22 protein-coding genes and 2 pseudogenes are annotated in these 23,109 nt (G+C 62.5%); 5 read left to right on the top strand and 19 right to left on the bottom strand.

The window, feature by feature from the left end; genetic code table 11:
• Nucleotides 1-323: 323 nt before the first annotated feature.
• Nucleotides 324-1,166 (bottom strand): substrate-binding domain-containing protein, encoded by an 843-nt coding sequence (locus QF036_RS11640; RefSeq protein WP_307101947.1) that lies wholly within the window; start codon nucleotides 1,164-1,166, stop codon nucleotides 324-326.
• A 407-nt stretch (nucleotides 1,167-1,573) separates the two neighbouring features.
• Here QF036_RS11640 and QF036_RS11635 point away from each other — a divergent pair, with 407 nt between their 5' ends.
• Together QF036_RS11635 and QF036_RS11630 are read left to right on the top strand one after the other, a co-directional pair.
• The gene (locus QF036_RS11635) at nucleotides 1,574-1,726 is read left to right on the top strand and encodes a hypothetical protein (protein ID WP_307101945.1); all 153 of its coding nucleotides are present in this window, start codon (nucleotides 1,574-1,576) and stop codon (nucleotides 1,724-1,726) included.
• A 1,460-nt stretch (nucleotides 1,727-3,186) separates the two neighbouring features.
• Entirely contained in the window at nucleotides 3,187-4,251 is a 1,065-nt protein-coding gene (locus QF036_RS11630; protein WP_307101943.1) for a serine hydrolase, read from the top strand.
• Nucleotides 4,252-4,356: 105 nt separating this feature from the next.
• Here QF036_RS11630 and QF036_RS11625 read toward each other — a convergent pair.
• A pseudogene (locus tag QF036_RS11625) lies at nucleotides 4,357-4,770 on the bottom strand (transposase); the annotation flags it as partial.
• A 292-nt stretch (nucleotides 4,771-5,062) separates the two neighbouring features.
• Between QF036_RS11625 and QF036_RS11620 the strand changes: the two are divergent.
• On the top strand, nucleotides 5,063-5,713 hold the full coding sequence (locus tag QF036_RS11620) for a ScbR family autoregulator-binding transcription factor (protein WP_307101941.1): 651 nt from the start codon (nucleotides 5,063-5,065) through the stop codon (nucleotides 5,711-5,713).
• 912 nt (nucleotides 5,714-6,625) lie between these two features.
• On the opposite strand, the gene QF036_RS11615 is transcribed toward QF036_RS11620, so the two are convergent.
• The 3 genes from QF036_RS11615 to QF036_RS11605 all read right to left on the bottom strand — a co-directional run bounded on the left by QF036_RS11615 (nucleotide 6,626) and on the right by QF036_RS11605 (nucleotide 9,186).
• Nucleotides 6,626-7,453, bottom strand: a complete 828-nt coding sequence (locus QF036_RS11615; RefSeq protein WP_307101939.1) for a DUF1206 domain-containing protein — start codon at nucleotides 7,451-7,453, stop codon at nucleotides 6,626-6,628.
• Between the two features lie 305 nt (nucleotides 7,454-7,758).
• The gene (locus QF036_RS11610) at nucleotides 7,759-8,043 is read right to left on the bottom strand and encodes a hypothetical protein (RefSeq protein WP_307101937.1); all 285 of its coding nucleotides are present in this window, start codon (nucleotides 8,041-8,043) and stop codon (nucleotides 7,759-7,761) included.
• A gap of 834 nt (nucleotides 8,044-8,877) precedes the next feature.
• Nucleotides 8,878-9,186, bottom strand: a complete 309-nt coding sequence (locus QF036_RS11605) for a hypothetical protein (protein ID WP_307101935.1) — start codon at nucleotides 9,184-9,186, stop codon at nucleotides 8,878-8,880.
• A gap of 619 nt (nucleotides 9,187-9,805) precedes the next feature.
• On the opposite strand from QF036_RS11605, the gene QF036_RS11600 reads away from it, so the two are divergent.
• On the top strand, nucleotides 9,806-10,180 hold the full coding sequence (locus tag QF036_RS11600; protein ID WP_307101933.1) for a pyridoxamine 5'-phosphate oxidase family protein: 375 nt from the start codon (nucleotides 9,806-9,808) through the stop codon (nucleotides 10,178-10,180).
• A gap of 424 nt (nucleotides 10,181-10,604) precedes the next feature.
• Here the strand turns inward: QF036_RS11600 and QF036_RS11595 are convergent, their stop codons facing one another.
• From QF036_RS11595 to QF036_RS11560, 8 genes are all read right to left on the bottom strand, one after another.
• Complete coding sequence (locus QF036_RS11595; protein WP_307101931.1) at nucleotides 10,605-11,156, bottom strand: AMIN-like domain-containing (lipo)protein; 552 nt, start codon at nucleotides 11,154-11,156, stop codon at nucleotides 10,605-10,607.
• A 286-nt stretch (nucleotides 11,157-11,442) separates the two neighbouring features.
• Entirely contained in the window at nucleotides 11,443-12,123 is a 681-nt protein-coding gene (locus tag QF036_RS11590) for a VOC family protein (protein WP_307101929.1), read from the bottom strand.
• A gap of 474 nt (nucleotides 12,124-12,597) precedes the next feature.
• A complete protein-coding gene (locus tag QF036_RS11585; protein ID WP_307101927.1) occupies nucleotides 12,598-13,083 on the bottom strand; it encodes a hypothetical protein in 486 nt (161 codons plus the stop codon).
• Nucleotides 13,084-13,217: 134 nt separating this feature from the next.
• Nucleotides 13,218-14,711 (bottom strand): hypothetical protein, encoded by a 1,494-nt coding sequence (locus tag QF036_RS11580; RefSeq protein ID WP_307101925.1) that lies wholly within the window; start codon nucleotides 14,709-14,711, stop codon nucleotides 13,218-13,220.
• A gap of 5 nt (nucleotides 14,712-14,716) precedes the next feature.
• Nucleotides 14,717-14,974 (bottom strand): hypothetical protein, encoded by a 258-nt coding sequence (locus QF036_RS11575; protein WP_306923165.1) that lies wholly within the window; start codon nucleotides 14,972-14,974, stop codon nucleotides 14,717-14,719.
• A 38-nt stretch (nucleotides 14,975-15,012) separates the two neighbouring features.
• Nucleotides 15,013-15,783: an ABC transporter ATP-binding protein gene (locus QF036_RS11570; RefSeq protein WP_307101923.1), complete on the bottom strand. Its 771-nt coding sequence runs from the start codon at nucleotides 15,781-15,783 to the stop codon at nucleotides 15,013-15,015.
• A 24-nt stretch (nucleotides 15,784-15,807) separates the two neighbouring features.
• Nucleotides 15,808-16,065 carry a hypothetical protein gene (locus QF036_RS11565; RefSeq protein WP_307101921.1) on the bottom strand — a complete coding sequence of 86 codons (258 nt, stop codon included), beginning with the start codon at nucleotides 16,063-16,065 and terminating at the stop codon, nucleotides 15,808-15,810.
• 781 nt (nucleotides 16,066-16,846) lie between these two features.
• Nucleotides 16,847-16,999 carry a hypothetical protein gene (locus tag QF036_RS11560; RefSeq protein WP_307101918.1) on the bottom strand — a complete coding sequence of 51 codons (153 nt, stop codon included), beginning with the start codon at nucleotides 16,997-16,999 and terminating at the stop codon, nucleotides 16,847-16,849.
• 157 nt (nucleotides 17,000-17,156) lie between these two features.
• On the opposite strand from QF036_RS11560, the gene QF036_RS25455 reads away from it, so the two are divergent.
• Nucleotides 17,157-17,546, top strand: coding sequence for a DUF7793 family protein (locus tag QF036_RS25455; RefSeq protein ID WP_444875982.1), 390 nt, complete (start codon nucleotides 17,157-17,159; stop codon nucleotides 17,544-17,546).
• 142 nt (nucleotides 17,547-17,688) lie between these two features.
• Here the strand turns inward: QF036_RS25455 and QF036_RS11555 are convergent, their stop codons facing one another.
• The 6 genes and pseudogenes from QF036_RS11555 to QF036_RS11530 all read right to left on the bottom strand — a co-directional run bounded on the left by QF036_RS11555 (nucleotide 17,689) and on the right by QF036_RS11530 (nucleotide 22,771).
• Nucleotides 17,689-17,949, bottom strand: coding sequence for a GlsB/YeaQ/YmgE family stress response membrane protein (locus QF036_RS11555; protein ID WP_307101916.1), 261 nt, complete (start codon nucleotides 17,947-17,949; stop codon nucleotides 17,689-17,691).
• A gap of 270 nt (nucleotides 17,950-18,219) precedes the next feature.
• Nucleotides 18,220-19,326, bottom strand: a pseudogene (locus tag QF036_RS11550) (IS256 family transposase); the annotation flags it as partial.
• A 95-nt stretch (nucleotides 19,327-19,421) separates the two neighbouring features.
• Nucleotides 19,422-20,447, bottom strand: a complete 1,026-nt coding sequence (locus QF036_RS11545; protein WP_307101914.1) for a DUF695 domain-containing protein — start codon at nucleotides 20,445-20,447, stop codon at nucleotides 19,422-19,424.
• Between the two features lie 440 nt (nucleotides 20,448-20,887).
• Nucleotides 20,888-21,289, bottom strand: coding sequence for a response regulator transcription factor (locus QF036_RS11540; protein ID WP_307101912.1), 402 nt, complete (start codon nucleotides 21,287-21,289; stop codon nucleotides 20,888-20,890).
• Between the two features lie 584 nt (nucleotides 21,290-21,873).
• Entirely contained in the window at nucleotides 21,874-22,287 is a 414-nt protein-coding gene (locus tag QF036_RS11535; protein WP_307101910.1) for a CBS domain-containing protein, read from the bottom strand.
• Between the two features lie 34 nt (nucleotides 22,288-22,321).
• Nucleotides 22,322-22,771: an SRPBCC family protein gene (locus QF036_RS11530; protein ID WP_307101908.1), complete on the bottom strand. Its 450-nt coding sequence runs from the start codon at nucleotides 22,769-22,771 to the stop codon at nucleotides 22,322-22,324.
• Between the last annotated feature and the right edge of the window lie 338 nt (nucleotides 22,772-23,109).

The raw sequence follows: 23,109 nt of genomic DNA, 5'->3' as shown, positions 1-23,109 counted from the left end.
GAACGTACCTCCAAGAGGGGGCTGCTTGCTGCCGATGGAGCGGGACAAAGCTCCGGCGTCAGGGATTTATGTTCACCGACATGACTACAAGTCACTTAGCTATGTGGTGCCCTAACGGGTTAACCCGCGAAGGTGATGAGTGGTGCGGCCAAGAGACGGCAAATGCCAGCTAACGACGAGCCCGCAAGATCCACGAAGCGGACGTCGGCAGAACGGCAGTGGCAGCACGTCCAGCCTGAACGTCAAGATCGCCTCCGACCGCGTGATTTCAGTCACTCACCAAGTGCTCGGAGCCGAGGAACGAGATGGGGGCAGGATCGAGATTACGGCTGAGTCATCGCCGACACGGGACGGAGCTCTCCCGATCCTCTCTGGATGATGCGCGTTTCGATTTCGACATGGGCGGGAGTGCCGCCCCCCATCGCGGAGATCCGGGATACCGCAAGTCTGGCGGCCTGACGGCCCATCTCGGTGACGTCGAAGCCAACGACCGACACGCCAAAGGTGTCTGCCAGCTCAAAATCGTCGAAGCCGATAAATGCCACTTCACTCGGTGATCGGTACGTGGCTTTCACGAAGGCCAGAGAGGCCCTGTTGTTGCCCGCCACGATGGCAGTGGGCCCGTCAGTCTGGTTGAGCAGGTCCGCCATCGCCTCATCGAGTGAGGACTCTGTGATGTCCGTGAGGCGTTCCCAGCGGTAGCTGTCAGTGATTCCGGCCTCCAACATGGCCTGGCGGTAACCAGCCAATCTCTCCTGAATGGTGAATAGATAGCTGCGGTTTGCGACAAATGCGATCCTTCGGTGTCCGAGTGCAATGAGGGAACGCACGGCCTCTGCCATCCCCTCCCTGTTGCGAATGAGAACGGTGTCGGCGATGAGGTTCACGGGGGGACGGTCGACGAACACCATGGGGGGCCCGAATGGCCGCTCCCGCTCCAGGTACGACTGGTCCGCCGCGACGGGCGCTATGAGAACGGCCCGCACCTGTTGCTCGAGCATGGCGTTCACAACATCCACTTCCGAGTCAGGGCTGTCCTCGGTGATCCCGAGTATCAGGGTCATTCCGTGGGTGGCAAGTTCACGTTCGATCCCAGCAGCGAGCTTGAAGTAGAACGGGTTCGCCAGGTCACCAATTAGGCAAGTCGCCTCAGAAGACAGAGCCACACCACCGCCTGACTAGGTCCCATTCACCAAGAGTGCATCGGCGTCTCACCGTTCCATCATGCAGTCATCCAACAGGCCGGTAATGAACAATCATGAAAGACCAGCCAGCCAGCACTGACTCGCTTCGGGACATCGCGGTATAGATCCACACCGTCATGTCGTCGACTCCGAGGGCAACCATGAACAGCTATCGACGGAAAAACCCTCGATCCACGGAAGAAGGGCAACCAGCATCATGGGCTACAACGTAGGGCAACCGTTGCATCCCCGTCGGCCAGTATCGGAGAGCCTGAAGGTGTCCGGCGACACCGATTCCCCACGGGTTGGGCGCAAGTCATGCCGCCCTCCCCCGCACCCACCATGAAGAAGTGAACAGCCGACCAAAAAGCCCGAACAGGAGGAACCGAATGAACACCAAGGAAGCAACAACAAAACCCACATCGAACTTTTTCTCAGGTCATGTTGCCCGCCCCGTGAACGCCCATGAACTGGTAACGAACAACAACCCGTCGATCCGGAAAGGCAAGGAGGCACCCGGCCACACCAACGGCCACCAATGAAAAAGGCCCCCGAAGGGGCCACAAGTGAACAATTTGTCCACACTCAGAGGCTAAAAACCCACTGAACAGGGAAAGCACGTGCCCGAGGTGGGACTCGAACCAGCCGCTCCCCCTGAAAATCCGCCACTCTTTCGAAAACCTCCCCAATCCGGCCCGGTCCGACGCCGGTACAACCGAATCCACAGCCCCGGGTGTGGACACTGTCGTCATGCAGTGGACCCCGACGGCAACCATGAACAGCTATCGACGGAAAAACCCTCAATCCACGGAAGAAGAGCGGTGAGAATCATGGGCAACAACCTACAGCAGCGCTGCCTCACCGTCAGGCAGTATCGGACGGCCTGTGGGCGCCGGCGACACCGGTTCCCAACGGGTTGGGCGCACGTCATGCCGCCCTCCCCCGCACCGACCATGAAGAAGCAGAACAGCCACCAACAGCCGCTAAGGAGGAACCTGGTGAACACCCAGCGATACGATAAAGAAACTCGCGCCAGATTGTTCTCAGGTCATGTCCGAAGAACGATGAACGCCCATGAACTGGTATAGAACGACAAACCGTCGCTCCAACTAGGGAAGGAGGCAACCGGCCACAGCGCCGGCCACCAATAGAAAAGGCCCCCGAAGGGGCCCACAAGTGAACAAATTAAGTGAACAAATTGTCCACAGTCAGAGACCTACAAGCCTCTGAACAGGGAAAACACGTGCCCGAGGTGGGACTCGAACCGGGCGCTACCCCTTGAAAAACCGCCACTTCCCCGAAAACCTCCCCAATCCGGCCGAGTCCAAGGACGGTACAACCGAATCCGAAACCCAGGATGTGCACATTGTGCACATCTTATTTTTCGTGCACTTCAATGCGACAACAACGAGGTTTGCGCAGCGCTTCAATCGTGGCGAAAGGTGTCTGGCGGAGGCCCGACGTTCTCTCGATGTCACCAGGTCACGGGCCTTGCCCAGGACTCGGTTCGCCGCTTCGATTCCAAGCACAGACATGCAGGAGCGAGTGGCAAACTGAGAATCAATGTGCGTCATAGCCTTACGCCTCCTTCGGACATCTCATGGGCGAAAGAATGGAAACAAACATGACCGGGACCTGTCGAGGCAAGCCAAAGGCCTCGACAATTCCAACCGCCCGGAGCACCATGAAACTTGTATTTACAGTGTCAAGCCGATCGGACTCTGACCGGGCCTGCATCGCCTATGAATCAGGACTCCGCCTGCTCACAGAACCACCATTTCCCCATTCGGCGGACCGAAAGAGCGTTGTCATCGCCCCGTCCGCGGGCGGGTCCCGGTTCCAACGTCTTCTCGCTCGCTGGGCTGGACTACGGCGCCGAACAGTGGGGTCCCGACAGGCGCCGCCGTTCGGGACCCCACTCCAGCGCCGAACCCCCGCCGCCAAAATCATTCCCGAAGGTCCCTGCGGGAACCCCGCCCAGAGTAGAAGGCATACACCTCGCATGTCTCCCCGACCGACTACCCAGCCGACAACATGGCTGGTGCGCGCCCTCATCGCATCCATAGCGGCGCTGCTCCTGCCACTGTCCCTGAGCAGCTTCGCCGTGGCCGACGATGAGCAATCATCCCCCAAGAGCTGGACCGCCGCAGCCGGTTCGGAGGCACCCGACCAGACCATCCAGGGCAAGCCCTTCAGCCCGCCTGTCGCAACAGTCACCGCCCCCTTACCTAAGCCATCAGCTGACCCACCATCGTTAACCGCGGTCCCATCGCCGACGTCGTCAGCAACGCCCGCGGTGCGCGCTCGGACCAAAGCCACTGCTAAGACGCCGGCGGCTCCGGCGGCCACTCCCGCTGAACCACTCGTTCAGGCCGCACCACCCTACGGTGCTCTCCGGAAACAGCTCAACGCCATCATCAGCACCTACCCCCAGTACCAGCTCGGCGTCGCCGTGATCGACATGTCGGACGGCGTCATCCACACCTACGGCGTCCAGGGAAAGTTCGTAGCTGCCAGCACAGGGAAGATCCTGGCCGCGGCCGCGTACTACCACTACGCCGAACGGGGCCTCCTGTCCCTAACAACACCGATGGGCGGCCATACCGCGGCCTACCACATCCACCAAATGATCCAGCAGAGCAACAACCAATCCTGGGCACTGATTCTTCGCGCCATCGGCAACCAACGGATCCACGATTACGCCACCGCCCTCGGGATTTCCTACTACCGAACCCTGAACGAGCTGTCCCCCGCGGAGACGGCTACACTGCTCTACCTGCTGTACACGGGGCGACTGATCACCACGGCCCACGCGAACCAGCTGCTCTCCTACATGCAACACACGAACTACGAAACCCTCATTCCCGCCGCCGTTCCATCCACCATCACACTGTTCCACAAGTACGGGCTGCTGAACGGGTACCTGCACGACGCCAGCATCCTGGTTCAGGGCGGCCGCGGGTACGCCTTCGTGGTGTACACCCTGGGCAGGAGCACGGCGGACATCCCCGCGCGAACCGGGGTCATCCACGAACTCACCCACGCGGTTGTGGAGAAGCTGTTCTAACACCCGCCGATCCCGGCACTTCTGCGGGGGCTTCGGCAGGACCACGCACTCACGTTCCATGTCCCCAGGGGACTGTCCGATTTTCGGTGGATCCACGGTTGGCATTTAGTTGATTCTTCCGTCGAAGCTGATGGCGAAGGCGTTCAGGGCCGGCTTCCATCGTGTGGCCCATCGTGCTCTGCCTTTGCCTGTGGGGTCCAGTGCCCGGGTGGCGAGGTAGAGGCATTTCAGGGCCGCCTGCTCGGTGGGGAAATGGCCCCGTGCCCTTACCGCGCGCCGGTAGCGGGCGTTGACGGATTCGATGGCGTTGGTGCTGCAGATGACCCGGCGGATTTCGACGGCGTAGTCCAGGAACGGTACGAACTCGCTCCAGGCGTTCTCCCACAGCCGGATGATCGCCGGGTACTGCCGGCCCCATTTGCCCGAGAACTCCACGAAGCACTCCTTCGTTACGGCCGGTGAAGTCTCCCGGGCCGAGGTTTGGCCGAGTTTGTTCCTTATCGAGTCTCGATCTGCTCGGCGCAGACTTCAGGGACGCAGGGGTTGAAGGCGCCGATCTGTCAACCGCCTCGTACCTGGCGCAGCCGCAACTCAACCCGGGCAGAAGGCAGCCGCACCACGCTACTCCCCTAGAATCTGGCAACACCCCGAACTGGCACAATGAATGCCCCGGAATACCCGCTGCCGGGTGGGCTCGCGAACCCCCGGGTTGGCGTATTGCTAGGATCAAAACAAGGATGCCGGCTTGCTGCGGGCGGCGAATGAGTAGTTGTCCGGGGACCAGGCCGAATAGTTGAGTTGAGGTTCATTTATGGTCCTTCAGGATCGTGCGAAGGCCACCCGTGAGGCGATAGTTATCGGGGCGGCAGCGGTTTTTCAGGAGCACGGCTACGGCGGTGCCAGTCTGACCCAGGTTTCCCAGGCGGCCAGGGTGACTAAAGGGTCGCTCTACTTTCACTTCCAGTCCAAGGAGGATCTGGCCAGGGCGGTCATCGAGGAGCAGCACCGGATCGTCGTGGCGGAGAGCGCATCTCTCCTCGCCGAGGACCGACCGGCCCTGAAAACAATGATCCTCATGTGCCGCGTGTTCGGGCTCAAGCTAGTGCATGAGCCTGTTGTTAGGGCCGGCATCCGTCTCACGCTGGAGGCAACCGCATTTGGCCAGCCGGTGCAAGGACCCTACAAGGACTGGATCGCCGTCATGGAGCAGCTCACTGACCGGGCCAAGAGAGAAAAGCAGGTACGATCCTCCGTCGGATCCGAGGCATTTGCCAGATACCTTGTTGCCTCGTTTACCGGGGTTCAGATGGTCTCCGGCGTCCTGACCGGTCGCGCTGATGTCATGCAACGGATCGAGGAGATGTGGGCTCTCTTGCTGCCCGGGATCATGCATGAAGATTTTCACGAGGACCCGCAGGCCCTCTCCGGTCTGGTGGCCGTTGAAAGCCCTGGACCAGGGTAGGGTCAGGCTTCGTTGGCAGAATGACAGGCGCGCGCGATCTCCTGGCGCGTTCCCCTGACCCGGATCACTCCTGTAACCGCAAGCTCACACATTCATCGGCCTGCGCAGCCCTAAACCGGACGACCGCCTTGTTTTCGCGGCACTGGTCATTTATTCTTGTCTCGGATCTGTGGAAAGCTCCGCTAGAAAAGACGAAGCTGTGTCGGCGTGCATGTTGGGGGGCGTCGGCACAGCTTAAGTTCCAACTCGGGACGCGGTGACGCACCTCCACCCGCGACTGAAATCCAGCAACTGGGCCACGACCCGCGGATCGTTCTCCTATTAACTACGGTGGCCGCCAGCCACTGTTGGCTTCCTGGCCGGATGGGTTTGGATTGCCTCCAAGCCTGAGCCTGTGAAGTTCAGATGGTCCCGCCTATGACCAGAACATTGCTGTGCCGCGGTGCCTGGAGCCAGGCACCGTCGGCGGAGTCGTGGAGGTCGAGCTGCACTGAGTAAAACTGTCTCCCTGGTTCCCGGAGGCTGGCGCCGCGACTTGACCAGCAGCGACTGCCCAGACCTGCGTGGTGCTTCCTGATCCGGCCCTCCATGCGGTTTATCGCATACGGTGACCGAGTGCAGGGGCGATTTCCGGGGCTCCTCTGCCGGAAGCTCCTCGACCTGACGGGAGAAGTTGGATCCCAGCGCATGCGAGGTCCCGCAGGACCCGTCCCAACGGCCCGTTTGTCCTGGAATCGTCTGCGGCCGCATTGATCTGGATGCGGTGCGAACAGAGGCTTTCCGAAAGATCAGCGCGGCTCACGTCTGCACCGCGCCGATCGGCTCCGGGTGAGGCCCGCTGACCTTCCTGTGGCGGTAGAGTCGGCCGCTTCATTGAGCCAGTGGAGCAGGAGCTGGCCGCGTGTGGGGAGCTTACATCCGCGCGAATTTGGCCTTCACCATCAGGTAGAGCCCGTAACAGATCAGACCGGCGCCCACGGCGGCCAGCATGTATACCCCGTACGGCTGCTCGCGCAGAGCTCTCAGCCCGCCATCTAAACCGGTGGACTCCCCAGGGTTGGCGTTAACGGTGGAAATGATGAACAGCAATCCCACCAGAAACAGTGCGACGCCCTCGGCTACATAGCCGACCACCCCCAGCCCCGTCACGACGGACCGGGCGGTGCCCGAGGATGGTAACCGCAGTTCCTTCTTGAAGGATCCCTTGACTCCGAGGACCACGAAGACAAGGCCTGCGATCGCGATCGCGGCCCCGATGGCGATCAGCAGGACCGCACCCCCGGGCGCTTTGATGATGGAGACCGTGAAATCGCTGGTGGTCTCTCCGCTGTTCTTGCTGTTTCCGCTGGCGGAGGCAGCGAACGTCAGGGCAATGACTGCGAACACCACCGCTTTGCCCGCCGCGGAAAGCTTCTTTCCGACCTTCTTCCTGGCCTCCAGCTGACCGTAATCGAACACGGCGTTACTGGTTTGCCAGAGAGCCAGAGCAACGCAGGCGGCGAATCCCGCCCACAGCAGCAGCAGACCCTGCGGCTGGGAGGCGAGTTGGGCGACTGCACCGGCCTGGTCCGCCGGTCCCGCCGTTCCCGCCGTGCCTAAAGCCAACCGGATGGCAACGAACCCGATCAGCAGGTGCAACAGGCCGCTGACGGCAAAACCTGCCCTCGCGGCAATCACGAGAGCCTTCGAGTTGGATGCATCCTCGACCGCGTTAGCGGCGTCCTTCAGCTCTCTCTTCATTTCCGATCCTTAGCGCAAGCGCAAACGCAGATACGGTGGTGCGTACCGCTTATTTTTGTCACGGGAGTACACCCACAGACAGGCTTGGTCGGAACCAGCGAAGACAGCATCCTCGGGAGCCTGTTCGGTCAGGAAGCCGTGCGCCGCGCCCTTCGCACCATATGGAATCACGGCGACGCCGCAGTGCCGGCACCGACCAGCGTCCGGGAAACGACCGAAATTCAGCGGCCGCTGGCATGCCGGCGGCAATGCCTTACGACACAGCAGGGCGTCCAGGGTGCCGGCGCTGAAGTGAGCGTGTCAGATCAGCTGTTTCCGGGATCGACGAGACTGTTTTCGTTCTCGTCCTGCGCAGGAGCATCCTTGAGTCCCAGGGGCGAAAGATCCATGTCCCCCACTGGGGCGCCAGGTTCGCTCCCCTCAGCGTCCTTGTCCACAGCCCCGCTTTCCGGTGCCGCTCCCTTATTCATTGCTGGTGATTCGGACGCTCCATATGTGTCAGCGCCGGGACTTACAGACTTGCCAATGGTTTCTTCCTCACCGGCAGCTGCATCGGGGGCTTCTGCGGCGGGGACGGGATTCTCTGTCATGAAGTGCCGTCATCTTTCCGGTGTAGTAATTTGGTCAGGTGTTGCTGACGATGGCGGTGTGACGTGGGCGGTCTGGCACGTCCCGGAGGGCACGAACTGGAGCGGTCCGGCGCACACCCTGCACTGCTTGCACACAATTAGCGTGTCGGGTCCCCGCCGTGCTGGCCCGCCGCGGGAATTAAGCCAACAGTCGGGTCAGTCCGTAACGGTCATTGATCGCGTACCCCGCCAAGGCGGGACTCAAACGTCTACGCAATCAACGTGTGCAGATTCACTCCCAAGAAGGCCACAAGCGGCCAAAGCACGGTCGCCGCCAGACCTTCCAGAATGTTCCCGGGAACGTTCCATGCCACAAGATACCCGTGTGTTGCGGCGACCACTACCCCGATGACAAGGTACGCCACCCCGACCAGACTCACCCTACGTCCGCCCGTCCGGCGCCTGCCAATTTCCCCGTATCATCATTGTTCTTCCGTCGTGGGGTGGACAAACAAATTGCAGTAGCGCCAAGGCATCCGAGGAGCCCAAGGCTCCTTTCCAGTCTATTCTTTGGAGGGCCGGGCGTGATCCGATTTTCCCGGGCATCGCCGGCCCAGAATGACGGTGTATACACATCCGGGGCCAAACCGCCCCGCATGTCCCGGGCATGCCCGCTGCGGCACTTGAACCAGCCCCCTCCAGCCGTTCTGTGGGCGGCGCGCAGATTCGTCTCGATTCGGTCCTCGGTGCCATCCCACAAGCGAGTCTTCATGCTTTATGGACGGTACGAAGCGAAATCCGCCCCTGGGACATGCCGAGGCAGGGGGCCCGCGAAGCGCGCGCCCGGTGTTGTGGTCAGTAAACGTTGCCGTTGGTTCGGAAGTCCCGCCAGACGTTCTCAAAAAATTCGTCGTCTTCCGGGATCGGTCGGCGGGGCCGCCAGTGGAACTCGACTTTGCAGGGCAGAGGCTCTGCGTCAAGCAGCTCGGTTTCCTGCACCTGATCGTCGAGGGCGCCATTAGCCAGTTGGAACCTGAAGTTCTCCGGCAAATCGAGTTCTTTTTCCGGTTCCGGGCCGTGTCCTTTGCGCGGAAGCGATCCTGCCGGATGTGTATAGATGACGGAGCCGCGCGATCGCCCGTCGTGCGAAATGTAGTCGGCCATTGCCGACAAGTAGACGTGGGCTGTCGTGAGCATGTCTCTGACGAGGAAGGTCCGGCGATTGAACGCCTGGAGGCGGCGTCAGCTGATACCGCTGCTGAGTATTCGCCCATCCAAACCGAGACTTGCTCCAGTGCCTAGAGGATTGAATCGCTCGATCGTACTGGCCCGGCCTTTTCGCTCATAAGCTCCTGGACTTGTGACAGGATCTCACCAGTGTTGTCCGGGACACCCTGTTCTGCACGACCTGTCGGGGCCCCTGACACGGCCGCGGCCCCAAGACCTTCGTCCAGGTCCTCCTGCTTCCTGGTTACCTTCCTGATCCCTGCCGAGGCTGCCGATACTGCTTGCGCGCTGGATCACAGACTTGGCCGGAAGAGCACACTCCCTGAACGGACGTCTGGACACGTCTCAGTCGACAGGTTCGCTATTGGCGAGCTTCCCTCCGGCCGCAGGCATGGAGGCGCGGTCCTATAACCCGTCGGGGATTTCCCGTTCCGGGAGGACCTCCACGGGGCCCGCCCGACTAGGCTGGGCGTATCTACTAAACCACTCCGGGAAATGAGCACTCCATGATGCCTGATCAGGAGCATCCCATACTCGAACTCGGGCCAACCGACTCGTGGAACCTGCTGGCCGCGTCCGAACTGGGACGACTTGCCGTCAGTGTGGGAGATATACCCGAGATTTTTCCATCAATTACCTCGCACACGACGGCGTTGTCCTTTTCTGCACGGCCGAGGGCAGCAAACTGGTAAACCTGACAATCAATCGTCACGTGGTCTTGGAAACTGACGGCTTCACGGACGACTTCGCATGGAGCGTTATCGTTCATGGCACGGCAGAAGTTCTGCAGGAAGGGGTTGAAACCGAGGCGGCAGCGAAACTTCCGCTGAAGTCATGGATTCCTACGGTGAAATACGTTTTCGTGACCATCACCCCTGAGAAGATCACCGGGCGCCGCTTCGCCCGGGGACCTGCCCCTGAACGCTGGTAACCCAGATGTACGCCGGAGCGGCCCGATAGCCCGAATAACTGCTTCGCGAAACGTCGGCTGCAAGAGTCCAGTCGGATAAGCCACTCCCCCTCTTTGGTTGACGGAACCACGGATATCGGCGTTGCAACCTTGGCCCTAGAAGGGGCCGGACGCGCACACCGGCGCCGCATCATGGCATCGGTCCTGGCCTCCCAGGAACCTGACAATGACCGCTGGGCGTGGGTGCCGGATGATCTGTTCCTGTCCGGGGCCCGACCCTTGCCGACCGGTGGCCCGCTTCAGTGAGCCCGACGGGACTCTTGGTGGTTTCCGACTAGGCTTTGCTGCACGGTGCGGGGCAAAGCGGTGCCCCGCCTCCCCCTGGGAGCGGGGCTTCGCTATACCTGTCTCGTTTACCCGGTTTTGTCGGTCGTCACGTCTGGTGTCACCACTGGTGGGCTACGTCGATCACGAGCTTTGATCCGTTGCCGGGGCCGGCAAGGGTGTAGACCTTGAAGGGTAGCCGGGCGCGGACGCCGAGGCCCAGGGTGGTGTGGCCCTCGAAGCTGCCCGCCCAGGCGACCTGCCTGAACGTCTTGTACTTGGAAACGTTGGTCACCTCGGAGCGGTTTGCTGGGACGAAGGTGGCCTTGCCTGTGGCGTTGTCATAGCTGGGCGAGTGGGCCGTGACCTGCAGGAATGCCCCGCCCCTCAGCTTGATGGGCAGTCCGGACCCGTCCTGAACGAACTTTGAGACGTAGCGGACGTTGTAGCCGGCTGCCTTTCCTTTGATGTCGATCACCAGGCGGTCGAAGCAGTGGTGCTGTCCGGAGCGAACATTGATGACTGATGCGGCGCTCATGGTCTGGTTGGACTTGCCCAGCGAGCTCCAGACCAAGCCGCAGTAGGATGTGGTTGCGGAGGCGGGCCCCGGAACCAGCAGGCCCAGCCCGAGAGCCATGATGATGGCAGTCAGCCAGGCGCTTAGTTTTTTCATGTGGGTACCCCTTTCGGGTGCGAGTGATTGGATGACTCCAGCGTAGGAGCGCCAAAAGCCCGAGACGAGGGATGTTTCCGGTTCTTCGTGCAACCGTTAAACCGCCGGGAAACCGATCACAAGACCGTGATCCCGGAGCGCTTTTCGGGGGCGTCGAGAGACGTTCGTAGCCCTTTCTCTACATGGCTGTTACTGCCGGTAACGGCCAATACGCGCCGGTAGGCAAAGGTGGGCCGCTGCGGGTCCGTACATCGGCACTCGGGGTCCCTATCCGTTTCAGCGCTGTTCAGCCTCCGAAGTGCCACGCATCGAGCACAACACGGCCACGCGGCGATTCCAGCGTCGCGGTGAGCGGTGCGTTCTGCACAGCGTCGATCGGGCTCGTGTCAACGGCCGGAAGATTCAGCAAGTCGACCGCCTGGGTCGGAACGCCGCGCAGCACCAGGCCCTGCAGCGCCACATCGGTTTGCGGCATGTAGGCACACGGATGTTGCCCTTCCCATTCGATCAAGCTGGGCAGCGCGCCTGCGCATTCTGTGCAGCCGTCGTCGCGGACTGTGATTCGCCATTCCAGCAGTCCCTGAGGCGTATCCCGCTGCGCTGCCAGCAACTCGCCAAGGTTGAGGGCGAAGTTGGCAAGGTCCAGACGCAGCATCTCGATCTTGCGCGTGCGCGCCACTGCGTGCACCAGCCGAGGTGATTCGCGGACAGCCTCGCGCACCTCGGGGCGGTCGAGCCCGAACCAGCGCGGCCTCCCTGGCGCCGGCGCGTCAGGATCGATCGCGATGACCTCGAGGTAGCAGTCGGGGAAGCTCTCGCTGCTGACGGCAATTACTCGGTTGTGAGTACCCATCAACGGGTGCCTGCCACCACCGGAGGGCTGAACGCCGAACGTCGCCACGCACCAGGCCGAGCCCTGTTCCAGCGAATCGGCGGCGATGACCAGGTGATCGATGACGGCGTTCACAGCTCAACCGTACCGCTCGGGGCGTTCTGCAGATCGGCCCGGTGTCCCTGCCGGCCACTCGCCAACAGCGCCCGGTATTCCGAAAGCTGTCCCCGAGGGGCAAGTAACTGTGCGTAACAAGCTCTGATTAGCCGCCGAAGCCCAGAACGCCTGGCTCTGCCATTGCCGCTGGTGGCAGGTAAGCGCACGAGTGAGTGCATGCGTACACAGATCACTCCCAGCACGTATTTTTGGAGGTGAGATGGACGCGGGCAATGGCACCATCTGACGGTCGCCAGGGCAATGTACCCGGAGCTAGCCGACAAATATCAAGCCAACGCCGGGTCACAGGCCTCCGCACGCTCTCTGCGCGTCCTGGACGAGCTGATCGCTAGGGTCAACGCAACGGGCCGCTACCCCTCGACATCGGATCCAGACCACCAAGGACGCAGGGGCTGGATTCGCAGTGACCGGCGGAAGCCAGGGCCGGCAGGGTCATTCTCCTCCGGGTACTGAACCGAGGCGGCTCTTGCTGCGCCGGCCCGGCGGGACGCTAACTAACATCTGTCCGATCCCCACCAGGAGCATCCGGCCGTCCGGGAACACCGGAAGGAGATTGGCCGCATGGACCGCAGCGAGCGGCAGGATGATCCAGCCCGGGGCGCCGGCCAGCAGAAACACTATGCAGCACGCAGCCCCGGAAAGGGGTCCGGCGGCGGCCGTGGCCACATTTTGGGCGCCCCGCATCTGCGGCCCGGTGATCCACACATTCGCCAGCGAATGGTTGGCTTCGCCGGCTGTTTGGTCGCGCAGCACAAGGCGGAGGACGATCAGATGTGCGGCCTCATGAACGACCAGGGAGCAAAGGCAAGTCGCGAATCCGGTTCCGGCGGCGGAGAGTGGTTCACCGTAGAAGCCCGTGGCCAGCGCTGCTGCCGCGCCAGCTCCGAAGAACAGGACGGCGACGGCCGCTGCTGGCAACACCGCCGCCCTGGCGACGGAGAGAAGCGCCCCGGCTGCGCCCCGTCCAAGTTTCCAGCTCCCATACCGCCAGCTCCGCGCCTTTGCTTCCTCAAAGCTGCCATCTGTTTGCGGCGGACCAGGGGCCGCGGAACTCACGCGCTGGCCATTTCCGTGCGATGCAGCGCCAGCCACCGGGCGGTCAGCAGGTACCACGCATAGGCAGCCGCCATCATGGCTATCTGGACGGCGAGGCTGATGAGGAGGTTCGCGGATGCCGCGAGCATGGACTGCAGGCCGAAGGTCAGGCCCAGCAGGCCAACCACGGCAACAGCCTCGGACACAGCGCCACCGATGGACTGGTCCCGGCTGACAGGGAGCAGCAGCCCCAGCGCACAGCTGGCGCACAGCTCCACAAACAGCATTGGCAGGGCCAGGGCAAACTCCACCGGCCCGGCACCGGAAACCAGCATGAAAGCCGTCCCGTACAGCGCCATCATGCCCGCCCAGATCAGCAGGACGGCCCTGAACTTTGGCCCGATCCACGCCGTCGGGGTGCCGGTGACCCGGTACATCCAGTGGTGCCGGCGGGTGGGTCCGTAGCAGCCGATCCCGATCGCACTGGCCACGCCCAGCGCCACGTAGAAGACACCGAGCTCATCGCCGCCCGTTGCGGTGGCGGAGACAACGGCCGCGGCGCACAGTCCGTTGATGAACAGCAGCAGTACAGCGTTGGGCGGATACCGCAGCCACTGGCGCAGTTCAAGCACCATGAAGGTGGGCCCCTTGCTCGCGGCCTTGGCTGTTCGGGTCCCCCCTAAACGTGGCCGCCACGGCGCGAACTCCTTACGCGGCGCCGCCTCGAGCAAGCCGAGAGCCGCGAGCAGAATCACAGGGGACGCGGCCACCAGGACGAGCACCCACCAGGCAGGCGCCGGAGCACCGAGCAGCCAGGCGAGCACCTCGCCCAGCGGCAGGAGCACTCCCCTGCCGTCCCCGCCGTTCATGGGCATCGACGTCATGAACGAGTAGAGGAGCAGCGCAGCGGTGAGCAGGCCGCTGATGCCCTGGACCATCACGCCGTTGCGGCCCAGTATCCGTCCGGCGGCCACTTGGGCCAGTTCCGTCAGCACCTGGGTGGCCAGGCAGCCCAGCAATGCGGCGAACACGGCGTAACCGACGCCCACGAGGGCCACGGCAGCACTTCCGGTGAACACAAACTGCAGGGCGAGCGGAGCGGAGACGAGCAATCCGCCAGAGAACCCTACGGCCACTGTCAGCCAGCGGGTTGCACCGCGGACGTGCGCCTCGCGCACGGGAAGGACGGACAGCAGCTCGGTCAGCAAAGTGCGGCTCGGTGCGTACAGGACCGCCATGAGTGTGGCCAGAGCAGGCATCGCGAACATGACGCTCGCCACGGGGACCGCAATTTCGCGCCCGGTCTCCGGGTCGAGGCCCAGTTGTTTGCCCAGCTCCACGCTGGACCAGGCTGTCCACGCAGCAATGGCCGCAAGGATCGCGATAACAAGTGTTTTCGCTTTGGCCTTTGAACCAAGGGAGCGGGACAGATCGTTGTACCACATCCGCCACGTGATGCGGTGCACGGCCGCCGTGACCGCGAGCGGGCCGACGCGCCGCGGTGCGGCCACCCGGCTCACTGCTGTCGGGTGGTCCGCTTGGCCTTGGAGGCCAGCCAAACCACGAGGGCCGCGGCCACGGCCAGCACCAGCGGGCCGAGAGGGTTAAAGAACATGCTTGTTTCGGGGGCCCCGGAGCCGTTGGTGGTGGACTCCACTGAAATAAAGACCGGGATGGAGAAGCTGCCGTTAGTGACGAACGTCGTGATAAAGATTGCGACGAGGGCAACCAGGGAGACGAGGATTCCGACGCCGAGTGCTTTCATAAAGTTCATCAATGGTCACTTTCACTTTAGGTTTTATCGCATGAATATCAGTAGGACAGCAGGCGCTGCAATTCTTCTTCTTTACCAGCCATGGCCTGGTGCAGCCCCGTCGCGTGGACAAACAATTCCTCCAATGACGCTGACCCGCTTTCCCGAATAAGTTCCGCGGGACGGCCTGCGGCTACTTTCCGGCCATCGGCGAGAATCACCACGGAATCGCAAAAACGTTCGGCCGCAAGGAGATCGTGCGTTGCGATCAGGATGGCGCCGCCTTCCCGTGTGAAGGTCCGCAGGAGCGAGTTCATCAGCAGTCCCGCCTCCGGATCGAGCCCGCGCATGGGCTCGTCCAAAATCAGCAGGTCCGGCCGGTGGGACAGCGCCAGCACCAGCTGAAGCTTGCGCTTCATGCCATGGGAGTAGTCACCCACATATTTGTCCAGGTGTGGCTCGAGCCCCAGGAGGTCGGCCAGGCCGGACGCCGTCCCGTCATGGAACAGCGGGCGCAGCCGCCGGTGAAAACCGAGGAGCTCGCGGGCCGTCAGGGCTTCGGGGACCGGCAGGTCGTCCGGGAAAAATCCAAAGCGGTCCTTGGCCTCCACGGTGTCGTGCGGAAGGCCGCAGATGCTCACTGCGCCGGACGTCGGGCGAATGAAGCCGGAAATGCAGTGGATCGTGGTGGACTTGCCTGACCCGTTGGGGCCAAGCAGCCCGGTCACTTCCCCTGCACGCACGGTGAAGTCGAGATCCTGAACGCCACGCCGGGTTCCATAGTCCTTGGTGAGTCCGGCGACGGCCAGCGGGTCAGGCAAGTTTTCCATTATTGGTCCTTAAACGTTGTCAGGCTAGTAGCAACCGAGCTTGACGCCGATCTTAATCCCCCAGGGACCCTTGACGGCCTCGATGTGGCCGGTGAAGCCACGGTAGCCCGAATTGCGGCAGTAGATCCAGGCCACCGCTGCGGCGATGACCAAGATGCCAATCAGCACAAGCCAGACCCAGCGGAATTCGCTGTTTTTGTCGAGTGCGGAGTTTACTGCCCGTGCAACTGCGTTTTGCGCCGAGACCTGCGCAGCAATTGCATAATCGGTGAGTGCGAGCATGGAAATACCTTCCTACAGATGCGAGTGGTTTACATGAACAGCCAAACGAATGGCGGATTCCCCCCAAATACAAACGCGGCTCGAATCCGCTATCCCCGAGCGTAGAGGTCGGACCGCTACGCGTCAACGATTTCCTCCATCGAGTTTATTTATGTTCCTGGCGAGGTCCTAACGGGGATGCTGATTGTGTCTTCAGCCAACCGGCACAGCCCGCCCACTACTTAGCGAGGGCGGTCAGAACGCCTTCCGGTCTCCGCTATTGTCGGCTTGTCCGCGACCATGAAGGGCAAAAAGCGGCCCGGCAGCATCTCCTCGGTCGTCCTGAAGGCCCACGACCAAATCGTGCTTTACCGGGGCACGCCGCCATCCACAATGCCTTCCACGTTCGCGTTCCCGGAAGGTGAGTAAGACCGATCTTGGATCAGCGACAGGCCCCTGCGCCGTTGGAGTTCGCGCCCCGTAATCTGACCGTCCCGGATGTTGTCCCATGAACGACCGTCACAGAGGTAACTTTCGGGATGGGTACTCTCATTCGCCTCGGGATTCCATGCTCAGGTAGCGGTATACGGTGGCGCGGCTGGCCCCGATGATCTTTCTGATGTCAGCCGGCTTGAGTCCTTTTGTCTTCAGTTCGTGCGCCCGCATTACCACAGGGCCCAGAGGAGGAAGAGGGATACAGACGAGTCGTGCTGGCCGAACCAACGATGGAGCTGGCGGGCCCAGGAAGCCTTCACGTAAATGAGTTCTACTCGCCTGTTTTCCGGGCGATGATCGTGTACGTTCACGGCACGAGGTCACGTTCGGCTTCTGGCCACGCGAAGCCTCCTTCTACCTCCACCATGCGGGGCGCGGACTTCCAAGGGATCGTCCTGTCCTCCTCAACATTGAGAATCTGCAGCCCCCCCGTGATGAGAGAGTTGATGATCTTCGACATGGGTGCGTCCATTGAACTTCTTGGGGAAGGTATCCACGAGGGGCAGCACCAAACTCAAGAAACAAAGTGTCAGCCCCCGCCAGTGGTCAACGCTAGCGGCGCACCGTGGATTAGGGTCATGACTTGGGGGACGGAAAAATAACGCGGCAAGGGCCTCATGCGCAGTATAGAAATCACTGATAAAGGCACTCTTGAACGTGTCGACGGAATCCTCCGGCTGTCTTGGCGAGAGGGCCAAACCATTGGTGTTGAGGATGCTCATTGCGCAGTCGCTGCCATAGATGCGCTCGGTCAGGGAATCAGCTTGCCGATGCTCATACTCCTTGAAGGGGTGAATTTCACCCGGGAATCCCGAAAAGTCTTTCCTTCGCAGGGAAGCGATTCCCGGATTGCGCTATTGGGTTCGTCTCCCGTGGACTATGTCATTGCACTCTTCGTTCTGCGGGTAAGTTCGCTGCCCTACCCGGTCAGCTACTTCACCTCATCAAGGAAGGCCATGACTTGGCTTCGCAGGGGCACCGGCCCCACACCCGAAGGAAAGCCGTAATCGCCCATGCGGGCGGCACCAACTTCCGCGCTTCCGCAGGCTGGCCGTGGAGAAGGCCCGCCGATTGGGGGAAACGGCGGGCCTTCAACAGCAAAGAATATAGAGCGGGTACAGGAACAATGAATGGACAATCGGTGCTGGGTCAGCGGCGCAGTGATCTGCGGCCGGCAACCGCTTCGGCCGTGCCCACCAGAAGCACTGACGCGATGACGGCCACGATGAAGCCCAGGAAGTTCAACTCAAAAATGTTCCCCGTCCCCAGCAGTGATGCCACCACTCCGCCGATCACCGAGCCGACAAGGCCCAGCAAAAGAGTGGCGAGCAGGCTGAGGTTCTGCTTGCCGGGCTTGATAAGGCGGGCGAGTGCGCCGATGATGAGGCCGGCAACGATGAATCCAATCACGGTGTGCTCCTTCGTCGTGGGTTCTGCGGCAACGGCATCCTTCTAAGCACTGACCGTACCCCGGCCGCCGTCGGTTTATGCCGGTGAAAGCCGGTTAAGCGGGTTGGCGGGCTTTCCTCGATTCCTTAACTGCGAGCCCAACCCTAGGACACGTCCCCGCTAAGTCCGCTGCCGCATCCAGTTAAGACCCGAACAACCCGGTCCACCTCTTGCTCCCGCACGGGCAGCCGGGGACCGGCTGTTGTCTGTCCCGAGATCCATCCATCCCACCCGGTCTCGAAACCTTTCCCTCTCGATCGCGAACGCGTTCAGTGCAGGCTGCCCCCTCATCACCCAGCGTGCCCGACCGCCGCCGGTCGGATCAAGAGACCTGGTGACCAGATACAGACATTTCAGCGCAGCGGCCTCGTTTGGAAAGTGCCCGCGGGCCCTCACAGCCCGCCGATAGCGGGCGTTGATCGACTCGATCGCGTTCGTCGTGCAGATCACCCGCCTGATCTCCACGTCGTACTCCAGAAACGGCACGAACTCCGCCCAGGAGGACTCCCAGAGCCGGACGATTGCCGGATATCGCTGGCCCCACTCGGCCGTGAACTCGGTGAACCGTTCCTTCGACGCCTGCTCGGACGGGGCCGTGTAGACCGGCTTGAGCGCCTTGACGATCCCGTCGCGGTGCTGGCGGCCGGCGTAGCGTAGCGGAAGCTGTTGCGGATCAAGTGCACGACGCACTGCTGCACCACCGTTCGCTCCCATGGTTGTGATCGCCTCCGGCGGCCCTTGCGCCCTTCACAGACAGCGATGAATACGTCTTCCACGCCGCGGTTCTTTAGCTCCCAGAACACCTGGAGCCAGAACCGGGCGCCCTCGCCGCCGTCGCCGGCCCAGATCCCCAGAATCTCCCGCTCCCCGCTTGTGGTGACCCCCATGACGACGTAGAACGGGGTGTTGCGCACCTGACCGTCACGGACCTTGACTACGATCGCGTTCACGAAGAGCACCGGATAGACCGGATCCAGTGGACGGGCAGACCACTCCGCGAGTTCGCCAACAACCTTCTCCGTAATGCGGCTGATGGTGTCTTTGGAGACCTTGGCCCCGTAGACCTCCTCGAAGTGCGCGGCGATTTCCCCGGTGGTCAGCCCCCGGGCGGACAGCGAGAGGACGATCTGGTCGATCCCGTCCAAACGTCGCTTCCGCTTTGGCACAATCACCGGCTCGAAAGACCCGTCCCGATCACGGGGCAATCTCGACCGGGCCGATCTCGGTCAGCACGGTCTTGGACCTGGTGCCGTTGCGCATGCTGGCTGCGATCGGCGTCTGGCCATGCTCGTGGCCCAGGTGCTCGGTCAGTTCCGCTTCCAGCGCCGTCTCCAGCACAATCGGATCAGGCCAGACCCTCACACACCGTTTTTCTTACAGTCCCGCGGACACTGCTGGAACGGCGGACATATCCTCGGGTTGGGGACCTGCGGTCAAGTGAATGCGCTGATCAGAGTCCATCCGGGGTCGTGGGTGTGGGTCACTTCCGCCTGGGGTCGTGTTCGGGCGAAGCGGTCGATGGTGTCCCGGCCGTTCTGGTCTTCGGAGTCGGTGTAGTAGTGCAGGATGCGCCGGCCATTTGATGTTTGGGTAGCGACGAGCAGGCCCCGGGGTCCGAGGGCTGCTCCCAGGTCCTCTTCGATCCGATGCAGGTCTATCGCTTCGTCGTAGTCCGGTAGCCCGTCGGGGCGGGTCTGCGGGTAACCGACTTCGAGGGCTGTGTGCAGGTCCAGCAGGGGGTGGTCGATCCACCGGAGGGGGCGCAGGGCTCTGATGATCGTGCGCGGTCCCGAGGATGTTCCGGCGTCCTCCAGTGTCCAGCCGATGTGCGCGTGCCGGGTGGTCAAGGCGTCGATGATCTCGGGAAGGGCTGTTGCCGGGAGGCTGTCCGGGGGTTCGGTTTCGGCGGCGTTGATGGTGCCGATCCATCGCTGGACGTTGTCTTCTCCGAGCAGCCAGTCCAGCAGCAGGCAGGAGAGTTGGTGCCGGTAGCCGGGGGTCAGCCGGGTGAAGGCCGGGTGGTGGAGGCTAACGTTCGCGCGGGCCCGTTCCTCATCCAGGGTCACTGAGACCCGGGCCAGGCCAAGGTTGATCGTTTTTCCGGCAGCTTCGAGGGTGACGGCGAGCATGCCGGGTTGGTGCTGTCTGGCTGCGGCGAATTCCCACATCGGCGTCGGCGGCGGAGCGGCCCGCTGCCACCGTTCGGCCAGGACCCGCAGTCCAGGGTCCCCACCGCCTGAGACGCAGAACTGGTGCCGTGCACGGATGCCCGGTCCGGTCTCCCAGCCGAGCCCCGGGCCGATCGCCTTGACCATGGCATCGAGCGTGTCCGGAAGGTCCCGGTAGTCACCTGTCGTGATTGCGCCACTGAGGAGCCCGGCACCTTCTGCTGACCACCACCGCCAGAACGCGGAAATGGCGCGCGTCTGAACCGCAGCGTTCCGCCGTTGAATGCTCACTGTGGGCCTCCTGCCTTCCCCGGCCACAGAAGTGGCAGCTCGCCGCGGCTTTGGGCTTTAGCCCGCCCCGGTGGACTGGTTGCCGGGACCGGCTGTCTGGACGGGATTCGTCGCGGCCTCCGTCGACCAGATATCCAGAGCCTGCCAGTGTCTGCCTAGGAAAAAGCGAGCTTTCCCGGTCTCTCTCAAGCCCCCTTCCCCGCAAAAGAGCGCCCCCAAGGACCAGTTCCAGTGCCAGATTCTCTGCCTGAAGCAACTATTCGGGCTGGCTTCCATTCGACAGGGAGCATCCTGGAAATCCCGAACAGGCGCTGCTGGCACACGTGAAGGACTGGGAAGGGCGAGAGGGCGCAGAGGACCGGGAACCGGATGGACTGGAGTCCATCCCGCCTTCCGAGGCAGGACTCTGACCCCGGACGGGACTTTGGATAACGGGCCGGCTAGCTGCGCTGATCCTGGAAATGGGCGGTCAGGGGGCCTGCGGGGCAGAGCCGGTTCACTGCCTCGATGAGCTGCCGGGGGCGGAAGGGCTTAGTCAGATAGGCCGCCGCTCCCGAGGCCATGCCGGCCATTTCGTCGTCAACCTCTGCCCGGGCAGTAATGAACAGCAAGGGCGCCTCGGACCTTTTCCGGATATACCCGGCAACGTCCAGGCCGTCCATGTCCGGCAGATTCAGGTCCACCGTCACCAGGACGGGATGGTGTTCCCACGCCGCCGCGACACCCTCAACACCATTGGCGACCGCATGAACCTCAAACCCAACCCGCGTCAGGATCAGCGTCAGCAGACCACGAATATCCCGGTCATCCTCGATGACCAGGCAAAGCCCGCGTGAACCCACAGTAACCCCCCCGGCTGTAGTACGTGCTGCACAGTCTACGACCGCAACCTCAAGGACCGGCCAATCATTGGTGCAGACGACTGTGGACAGGTGAATGACTGGCAGGATCGCGAGGAACGGAAGGCCGGCGCAACTGCGGGAAGCCTGATGGGATGCAGTGTGACGCTGCGATGGGCACTTACGGCTGAGCGTATTCGGCCATCGGGAGGTGGGGCGGGCTGGAGCGGGGAGCCCCGGCCCGGGCCACACGGCAACAGGTAGGGACTCCCCGGACAGGGCAGCTCTTGGGGGAAAGCCGCACCGCCAGCGATAAACCTACCGTGCATGACAGGACGTCGTTTGCTCCAGACAGGGATTCCAGTCATTCTTGAGCCAATCTTGAGCGCGGAAACCGTCGCTGCCCGGGCCTCCGGGCCCGGCCCGGATATCCGACCCGCCATTGGTCGGTCGCTCGTGCATGGCAGCGGAGCCGTACTGAGAGTCTTTTACCAGACACCAGGAGGCCAACAGGCCGCCCAGCCCGGACACGATAAGAACCTCTCCCGCCCCTGATCGCCTCCAGAGGCTCGCCGTCGGGCGGGTTCTTAGTAGGAGATGAAGGCGACGAGTTCCCCGACGCGGTCCTCGGGGTAATTCCGGGCGATGTCGGCCTGGCTGAGCATCCCCACCAGGTCGTGCCCGTCAATCACCGGCAGCCGGCGCACCTTATGGTCCTGCATCGTCTTGATCGCCTCTTCGATCGAGTCCTCAGCGCCGATGGTCACCGGCTTGCCCTGGCCAAACTCCCCGGCGGTGGCGGTGCGCGGGTCTCCGCCGTCGGCCAGGCAGCGGATGACAATGTCCCGGTCGGTCAGCATGCCCTTGAGCCGGTCGTCTGCCCCGCAGATCGGCAGGGATCCGACGTCCAGGTCTTTCATTTTCCGTGCAGCCTGTTCCAGAGTTTCGTTTTCGCCCACACATTCAGCGCCGCCGGTCATGATCTCGCGTGCGGTGGTCATCCTATGCTCCTCTGTCCTGTTGGGTGGGTTGGTTCTAGTGGACCTCTCCGCGCCAGACGCCGGTTTCGGTGCCTCTGGCTTCGATGAAGTCCTTGAAGCGGCGCAGGTCCGCCCTGACCTGCATGTTGTCGAACCCCAGCGCGGCCCCGGCCTTCTCGGTGAAGGTGTCCGGTGCCCATTCCAACCGGACCCACACCCGTGTCATCCCGGTCTTTAGCGGTGTGAAGGCCACGGCGCCGGCGTGCGACTCACCGTCAGTGCTGCGCCAGGCAATCCGCTCACCGGGGCGTTGTTCAATGATTTCGGTATCGAATTCCCGTTTCACCCCGTCGATGTCCACCACCCAGTGATTCGTCCCGTCGGTGAGCTGGGTGACCGAGTCCACCCTCGACATGAAATTGGGGAAAGACTCGAACCGGGTCCACTGGTCATACGCGGTGCGCACCGGGACCTCGACGTCAATGGTTTCTTCGACTGTTTGCATGCTCTCCTCCTGATCAAGGGGCGGGCTGCCAGAAGCGCACAGCGACAGCCCCTAACGCAAGAGTCCGGCTGCCACCGTTTCTACCGACGGTAGGCCCGCGGATTACCTGTGTCCATACCTGCTCCGGCCAGGATCAGGTCTCAGGCTTGGCGCAGTGTCTGATCTCGCGGGCGGCAGGCTGCCCAAGGCAGCGTCCTGGTCATCGCAGGGGACAACCTGGTCATCACCGAAACCGTGCTGGACGTTGATGCCGCCGCTGTGCTGGGCACCCTGGTCATCGGGAAGGTCACCGTCCGGTTATGACAGGAGTCTGCCCGCCAGTCGTTCAGCGGGCCCGG

This window comes from Arthrobacter globiformis (assembly GCF_030817195.1).
Taxonomy (GTDB): Bacteria; Actinomycetota; Actinomycetes; order Actinomycetales; family Micrococcaceae; genus Arthrobacter; species Arthrobacter globiformis_D.
Note: the sequence above shows the minus strand (reverse complement) of the source record. Positions and strands in the feature narration are given on the sequence as shown.

Bases quoted from the DNA above. Each gene is read 5' to 3' on its own strand.
- QF036_RS11535 (WP_307101910.1), bottom strand. From the start codon at position 22,287: ATGACCACCGCACGCGAGATCATGACCGGCGGCGCTGAATGTGTGGGC.
- QF036_RS11570 (WP_307101923.1), bottom strand. From the start codon at position 15,783: ATGGAAAACTTGCCTGACCCGCTGGCCGTCGCCGGACTCACCAAGGAC.
- QF036_RS11605 (WP_307101935.1), bottom strand. From the start codon at position 9,186: ATGGCCGACTACATTTCGCACGACGGGCGATCGCGCGGCTCCGTCATC.
- QF036_RS11635 (WP_307101945.1), top strand. From the start codon at position 1,574: ATGAACACCAAGGAAGCAACAACAAAACCCACATCGAACTTTTTCTCA.
- QF036_RS11610 (WP_307101937.1), bottom strand. From the start codon at position 8,043: ATGACAGAGAATCCCGTCCCCGCCGCAGAAGCCCCCGATGCAGCTGCC.
- QF036_RS11620 (WP_307101941.1), top strand. From the start codon at position 5,063: ATGGTCCTTCAGGATCGTGCGAAGGCCACCCGTGAGGCGATAGTTATC.
- QF036_RS11630 (WP_307101943.1), top strand. From the start codon at position 3,187: ATGTCTCCCCGACCGACTACCCAGCCGACAACATGGCTGGTGCGCGCC.
- QF036_RS11560 (WP_307101918.1), bottom strand. From the start codon at position 16,999: ATGTCGAAGATCATCAACTCTCTCATCACGGGGGGGCTGCAGATTCTC.
- QF036_RS11615 (WP_307101939.1), bottom strand. From the start codon at position 7,453: ATGAAGAGAGAGCTGAAGGACGCCGCTAACGCGGTCGAGGATGCATCC.
- QF036_RS11575 (WP_306923165.1), bottom strand. From the start codon at position 14,974: ATGAACTTTATGAAAGCACTCGGCGTCGGAATCCTCGTCTCCCTGGTT.
- QF036_RS11565 (WP_307101921.1), bottom strand. From the start codon at position 16,065: ATGCTCGCACTCACCGATTATGCAATTGCTGCGCAGGTCTCGGCGCAA.
- QF036_RS25455 (WP_444875982.1), top strand. From the start codon at position 17,157: ATGCGCAGTATAGAAATCACTGATAAAGGCACTCTTGAACGTGTCGAC.
- QF036_RS11595 (WP_307101931.1), bottom strand. From the start codon at position 11,156: ATGAAAAAACTAAGCGCCTGGCTGACTGCCATCATCATGGCTCTCGGG.
- QF036_RS11530 (WP_307101908.1), bottom strand. From the start codon at position 22,771: ATGCAAACAGTCGAAGAAACCATTGACGTCGAGGTCCCGGTGCGCACC.